A 6,222-nucleotide genomic window follows, 5' to 3' on the forward strand; every position below is an offset into this window, starting at 1 on the left:
GGCGCTGCCCATGCGCATTGCCTTCATGGGAACGCCGCCCTTTGCGGTGCCGACGCTCGCCGCGCTCCACGCGGCGGGGCATGAGATCGTGGCGGTTTACACCCAGCCGCCGCGCCCGGCGCAGCGCGGCAAGAAACTGCAGCAGAGCGCGGTGCATCTCTGGGCAGAGGCGCACGGCCTGCCCGTCCGCACGCCGAAGAGCCTGCGGACCGAAGAAGCGCAGGGCGAATTCGCCGCGCTCGACCTCGATGTCGCGGTGGTCGCGGCCTACGGCCTCATTCTGCCGCAGGCGATCCTCGAGAGCCCACGCGAAGGCTGCCTCAACGTCCATGGCTCGATCCTGCCGCGCTGGCGCGGCGCGGCGCCCGTGCAGCGCGCGATTCTGGCGGGCGATACCGAAACGGGCGTCACCATCATGCAGATGGATGCCGGGCTCGACACCGGCGGCATGCGCCTGATCGGCCGCACGCCGGTCGCGGGCAAGACTGCGGGCGAATTGACCGACGAACTCGCCGCAATGGGCGCGGCGCTGATGGTCGAGGTGCTGGCCGACCTGTCCGCCTGTCCGCCCGTGCCGCAGCCGGATGACGGCGCCACCTATGCCGCCAAGATCGACAAGAGCGAGGCGCGGCTCGATTTTCTGGTCAGCGCGCCCCAGACCGAACGCCAGATTCGCGCGTTCAACCCGGTGCCCGGCGCCTTTTTCGAGCTGGAGGGCGAGCGATACAAGATCCTCGCGGCCGATGTCGTGCATCCCGCCGACACCGTCGCCGGCGCCGCGCCCGGCGTCACGCTCGACGATGCGCTGACCATCGCCTGCAACCCCGGCGCGGTCCGCGCCACCCGGGTGCAGCGCGCGGGCAAGCCGGCGATGGACGCCGCCGAACTGCTGCGCGGTCGGCCCATAACTGCGGGGACGCGGCTGGCATGACCCGCTTCGCCCTCACCATCGAATATGACGGCCGCCCCTTCATGGGCTGGCAGCGCCAGTCGCATGGCCCCAGCGTTCAGCAGGCGATCGAGGAAGCCGTCACGCGCATCACCGCCGAAACGGCGCCCGTTCACGGCGCCGGGCGCACCGACGCCGGGGTGCATGCGATCGCGATGCGCGCGCATGTCGACATCGAAAAGGCCATCCAGCCCTTTCGCCTGATGGAGGCGTTGAACGCCCAGCTTCGCCCCGCGCCGGTGGCGATCCTTGCGTGCGAGACGGTCGCCGACGACTGGCACGCGCGCTTTTCGTGCGTCGGCCGCGCCTATGAATATCGCATCGTCAACCGCCGCGCGCCGCTGACCTGGGACAAGGGGCTCGCCTGGCAATTTGCAAAGCCGCTCGACGCCGAAGCAATGCACGGCGCGGCGCAGGCGCTGGTGGGGCGGCACGATTTCACCACCTTCCGCTCGGTGCATTGCCAGGCCGAAAGCGCGGTGAAGACGCTCGACCGCCTTTCGGTCAGCCGCCATGGCGACGAAATCGTCATCGAAGCCGCGGCGCGCAGCTTTCTGCATCATCAGGTTCGATCGATGGTCGGCTGCCTCACCCTCGTCGGCGAAGGCAAATGGTCGGCGCGCGATTTGAAGGCCGCGCTCGACGCCGCCGACCGGCAGGCGCTCGGCCTCAACGCACCGCCCGACGGCCTCTATTTCATCGAAGCAAAATATCCCTGACCCACGAAAAAGGGCGGCCCTTGCGGACCGCCCTCTTCACGTCTCGGCAGAAAGGCTCAGAGCGCCTTTTCGGCGTAATAGAGCGGCGCATGCTCGTTGAGGATCTGAAGGATCTTCGCCTGCGCGGTCTTTTCGTCGCTTTCTTCCATCGCGGCGAGTTCGCGCGCGAGGCGGCTCGACGCCGCTTCGAAGATCTGACGCTCCGAATAGCTCTGTTCGGGCTGATCGTCGGCGCGGAACAGGTCGCGGGTCACTTCGGCGATCGACACGAGGTCGCCCGAGTTGATCTTCGCTTCATACTCCTGGGCGCGGCGCGACCACATGGTGCGCTTTACCTTCGGCTTCGTGGTCAGGACCTGAAGCGCTTCCTTCAGCGTCTTGTCCGACGACAGCTTGCGCATCCCCACGCCCTCGGCCTTGTTGGTCGGGACGCGCAGGGTCATTTTTTCCTTTTCGAAGCGCAGGACATAAAGTTCGAGCTGCATGCCGGCGATTTCCGACTTTTGCAGTTCAATGACGCGCCCCACGCCATGTTTGGGATAAACGACATAGTCACCGACTTCAAAGACGAGCGTGTTTGCGGACATGCAGGTTCCTTTCATTTGCCCCGTCGGGACCGGAAAAGCGCGAAAAGGCCGGGTACGTCCGCCCTCGTCGGAGGGGGATCGAAGCAAGGCGGTCGGCGCTAGCCAGTCAAAGTGACAAGGGATATGGCTCCATCAGGACGCCGCAGGGTGCCTTTCCGGCGATGGAAAGAGGCAAGCTGTCGACGCGTTGATATTTATTATATCAGATTCGCAACAAAATTGCCACCCCCGCACGGAAATCCGCGGGTCGGCGGCTTGACGCCCCCCGAAACGCGTTTCACCTTGAGACGGAAACACAGATGGGGATGCCAAGATGAAAGATCAAATCTGGTGGGTTACGGGGGCTTCGTCGGGTATCGGCGCGGCGCTGGCGCGCGGCCTTGCGGCGCGCGGCGCGCGGCTGATTCTGTCGGGCCGCAACGTGGCTGCGCTCGAAGCGGTGGCAAAGGATTGCGGCGCGGGCACGATGATCCTGCCCTTCGAGGCGACCGACTATGACGCGATTCCCGGGCTTGTCGAACAGGCCTGGGTCTGGGGCGGCCGCGTCGACGGTCTCGTCAACAATGCCGGAATTTCGCAGCGCAGTCTGGCGGTCGAAACCGATTTTGCGGTCTATCAAAAGATCATCGCGGTCGACCTGCTTGCGCCGATTGCCCTCACCCAGGCGCTGCTTCCGCGCATGATCGCGGCCGGCGGCGGTCAGATCATCGCCATATCGAGCGTCGCGGGAGTCGCCGGCGTGCCGCTGCGCAGCGCCTATTCGGCGGCCAAGCACGGCATCATCGGCTATCATGACAGCGTCCGCGCCGAAAATGAGCATCTGGGGTTGAAGGTGCTGGTGGTCGAACCCGGATCGGTGCGCACCAACGTCAGCCGCAACGCGCTCAACGCCGACGGCAGCGTCCGCGGCGCGAGCGATGCGGCAATCGACAACGGCCTGTCCCCCGACGATGCTGCGGCACAGATGCTCGCCGCAGTCGCCGCCGGAACGCGCGAACTGGTGGTCGCCGAAGGCGCCGAAGCCGCCATCGCCGCCCTGCGCCGCAGCGACCCGAACGCGCTGTTCGACCGGATGAACGCCATGGTGCAGGCGGGCTATGCCCAGCAGATGGGCGCCGGCCGACCGGACTGACCCGGTCGGCCGGATCGGAAAGTCGGCTACTTCGTGTCGACAGTCACCGCGACAGGCACCGGTTTGTCGGCGTCCGTCGGAACATAGGCCGGGTTGAAGCGATCGAGCCACTTGGCCGCTTCTTCCAGCCACTGGATATGCACATCTTCATAAGGAAGGTTGTGCGTGCCCTTGGGCTGTTCGACATATCGAAAATCGATGCCTTCCTTTTTGCCAGCACCCTTGAGCCGCGAAACGAGCGTTCGCGATTGCTCGATCGGAATGCGCGCGTCGCGAAAGAAATATCGACAAGATCGCTCGCAGTCGCCTGGAAGCTCGCGCCGAAACTTCCAAACGCATTGGTGTCATAGGATTTCATCATCGGGAAATCATATACGCCCGCGCCCGCTATGGCACATCGCCAAAAATCGCCATCGCGCTGAGCGCCGCGTGCTGTCGCATAGCCGCCATAGGACCATCCCATGATGCACGCTCGTTTCGGGTCGATCAGCCCCTGCTTCCCGAACCACGTCACGGCGTCGTTCAGATCGTCCTGCATCCGGTTACCATAACCGTCGGGCTTACGCCCTTCCTTGACGAAATCTTTTCCGTAGCCGCCCGAACCGCGATAATTCGGCTGAATTACGACATAGCCCAACTCGGCCAGCGCCTGATGCCAGGGGAAAAAGCCAAAGCCCTCTTCGTCGCGAATACCATATGGTCCGCCGTGCGGCATGACGACGACGGGCAGGTTTTTACGGCTCTTACGGTGGCGGGGATAGGTAATCACAGCTTCGATTTCGAGACCGTCGGATGCCTTGTACCGAACCGATTCCGTGGGGTTCATCTTTGCCCCCTTCAAGATCGGATGGGTCCAGCCGAGAAGCTGCATCTTCCCGCTTTCGGTATCGTAGAGATAGTAACCGCCGGGATCGCTCGTTTCCGATACGCGCACGATCAACTTGGTGTCGCCGTCGTTGGTCGACGTGATCATCGCATTGCCTTCGCCGAAATCTTCGTCGAAGAAGGCCTGGATCTGCGCGAGACGCGGATCCATCCATTTCCGGCGTTCCTTGTTGGTAGTGGAAGCCACGCCCAACCGCTCCGATTCGGACTCGTCGGCGATAAGGCCATCGACATCGTAGCGACTGAGCTGGAATACCGGCGGCCCCACAATTTCCAGCGTCTTCATGTCCACCTTGTAGACGCGCCGCAAATTGTCTTTGTTACTAGTAGCATAGGCCATGTCCGGCTCATCGAGAAAAATCTCGGGGACGATCTGTGACTGCGTGAAGGTCGGGTCCTTTTCGTTGGACACCGTCTTGAGTGTTTCCGACCCGTTCGAGCGATACATGAGCCGCTGGTTGCCCTTCGAATCCGACCCGACAGCGGCACGAATGACCCCCTTGCCGTCAACCATCCAGCTGTCGACTTCGGGGTTGGGTCGCATCACCGATTTGTATTTGCCGGTGCGTACATCGACTTCCACAACCTCGGGGCCCGGCGAGAAGCTGCCGTCCTTGAACGTTCCGCGCTGCAGCAGGATCGTTTCCTTTTCATCGTCGATGTGCAGGATCGTACCCGCATCGGCTCCGGCATCCGTCCACGCCAGCGGCATGAGCTTTCCGGTTTCAAGGTCATAGGCAACCAGCCGTCGCAGATCGGCGCGCTGACCGAAAATATTCTCCCGCGAGAGCAAAGTTACCAACAGGGTCCGGTTCCCGACCCATCGCCATGTCCCCATGGTTCGGTCGCCTGCCTCACGATATTCTTCGGCCTTCGCAATCAAGGTCGAAGGATTTCCGGGTTTCGCAAGATCGATATAGGCGAGATTATCGACGCCATCGCGGCTCAGCATAACGGCGATCTTCGTGCCGTCCGGCGACAATCGCGGATCGCGCATGAACGGTCTTTTGCCGAAAACTGCAGTATCTACCCGCCCCTTTTGTGCGACCACCACAATGTCGCTGGTTTGCGCTCCCCCCGCCACAGGCATCATCATCGCCGATGCGAGCAACGCCGCGGCAAACATTTTTTTGACCATTTCAGTCTCCGTTTTCGCACCACAGCATGTGGCGCAACCCCTTGGCAAGCGGATCGAATGCCGCGCCATCCCTAGGCCAGAGTAGAAAAGGCAGCGGACGAAAACAACTGCCGAACGTTACCGGAGAAACGAAAAAGGCCCCGCCGGATCGCTCCGGCGGGGCCATTCTTTCACCCTGACGGGCGCGATGCTTACATCGCGTGTCCCGCCAGCGCCGCGAGCAGCAGCAGCGCGACGATGTTGGTGATCTTGATCATCGGGTTGACGGCCGGACCCGCGGTATCCTTGTAGGGATCGCCGACGGTGTCGCCCGTCACGGCTGCCTTATGGGCTTCGCTGCCCTTGCCGCCATGGTTGCCGTCCTCGATATATTTCTTGGCATTGTCCCATGCGCCGCCGCCCGAGGTCATCGAGAGGGCAACGAACAGGCCGCCGACGATCACGCCGAGCAGCAGGGCGCCGAGCGCGGCAAAGCCGTTCTCCTGACCCGCAACCGCCGAGATCACGAAATAGACGACGATCGGCGCCAGCACCGGCAGCAGCGAGGGGATGATCATCTCCTTGATCGCCGCCTTGGTGACGAGGTCGACCGTGCGCGCATAATTCGGCTTCGACGTGCCCGCCATGATGCCGGGATCGCCCGCGAACTGATCGCGCACATCCTTCACCACATCGCCCGCCGCGCGGCCGACGGCGGTCATGCCCATCGCACCGAACAGATAGGGAAGCAGCGCGCCGAGCAGCAGCCCGACGATGACATAGGGGTTTTCGAGGCTGAAATTGACCGTCAGGCTCGGGAAGAATTCCCGAAG

6 protein-coding genes are annotated in these 6,222 nt (G+C 63.2%); 3 read left to right on the top strand and 3 right to left on the bottom strand.

Annotated features, from left to right (window positions below):
* The first annotated feature begins 10 nt into the window (after positions 1–10).
* Positions 11–931, top strand: coding sequence for a methionyl-tRNA formyltransferase (gene fmt / locus ABS88_RS24760; RefSeq protein WP_286750902.1), 921 nt, complete (start codon positions 11–13; stop codon positions 929–931).
* The gene (truA, locus tag ABS88_RS24765) at positions 928–1,668 is read left to right on the top strand and encodes a tRNA pseudouridine(38-40) synthase TruA (RefSeq protein WP_286750898.1); all 741 of its coding nucleotides are present in this window, start codon (positions 928–930) and stop codon (positions 1,666–1,668) included. The genes fmt and truA overlap by 4 nt, the downstream gene beginning before the upstream one ends.
* 56 nt (positions 1,669–1,724) lie before the next feature.
* Here truA and ABS88_RS24770 read toward each other — a convergent pair whose 3' ends face one another.
* Positions 1,725–2,255 carry a CarD family transcriptional regulator gene (locus tag ABS88_RS24770; protein WP_003039510.1) on the bottom strand — a complete coding sequence of 177 codons (531 nt, stop codon included), beginning with the start codon at positions 2,253–2,255 and terminating at the stop codon, positions 1,725–1,727.
* 313 nt (positions 2,256–2,568) lie between these two features.
* Here ABS88_RS24770 and ABS88_RS24775 point away from each other — a divergent pair, with 313 nt between their 5' ends.
* Positions 2,569–3,387, top strand: a complete 819-nt coding sequence (locus tag ABS88_RS24775) for an SDR family NAD(P)-dependent oxidoreductase (protein WP_286750899.1) — start codon at positions 2,569–2,571, stop codon at positions 3,385–3,387.
* Positions 3,388–3,430: 43 nt separating this feature from the next.
* On the opposite strand, the gene ABS88_RS24780 is transcribed toward ABS88_RS24775, so the two are convergent.
* Together ABS88_RS24780 and ABS88_RS24785 are read right to left on the bottom strand one after the other, a co-directional pair.
* Positions 3,431–5,410, bottom strand: a complete 1,980-nt coding sequence (locus ABS88_RS24780) for an alpha/beta hydrolase family protein (RefSeq protein WP_286750900.1) — start codon at positions 5,408–5,410, stop codon at positions 3,431–3,433.
* A gap of 191 nt (positions 5,411–5,601) precedes the next feature.
* The coding region (locus ABS88_RS24785) for a sodium/proton-translocating pyrophosphatase (protein ID WP_286750901.1) at positions 5,602–6,222 on the bottom strand (621 nt) is incomplete at its 5' end.

The organism is Sphingopyxis sp. SCN 67-31 (assembly GCF_001725095.1).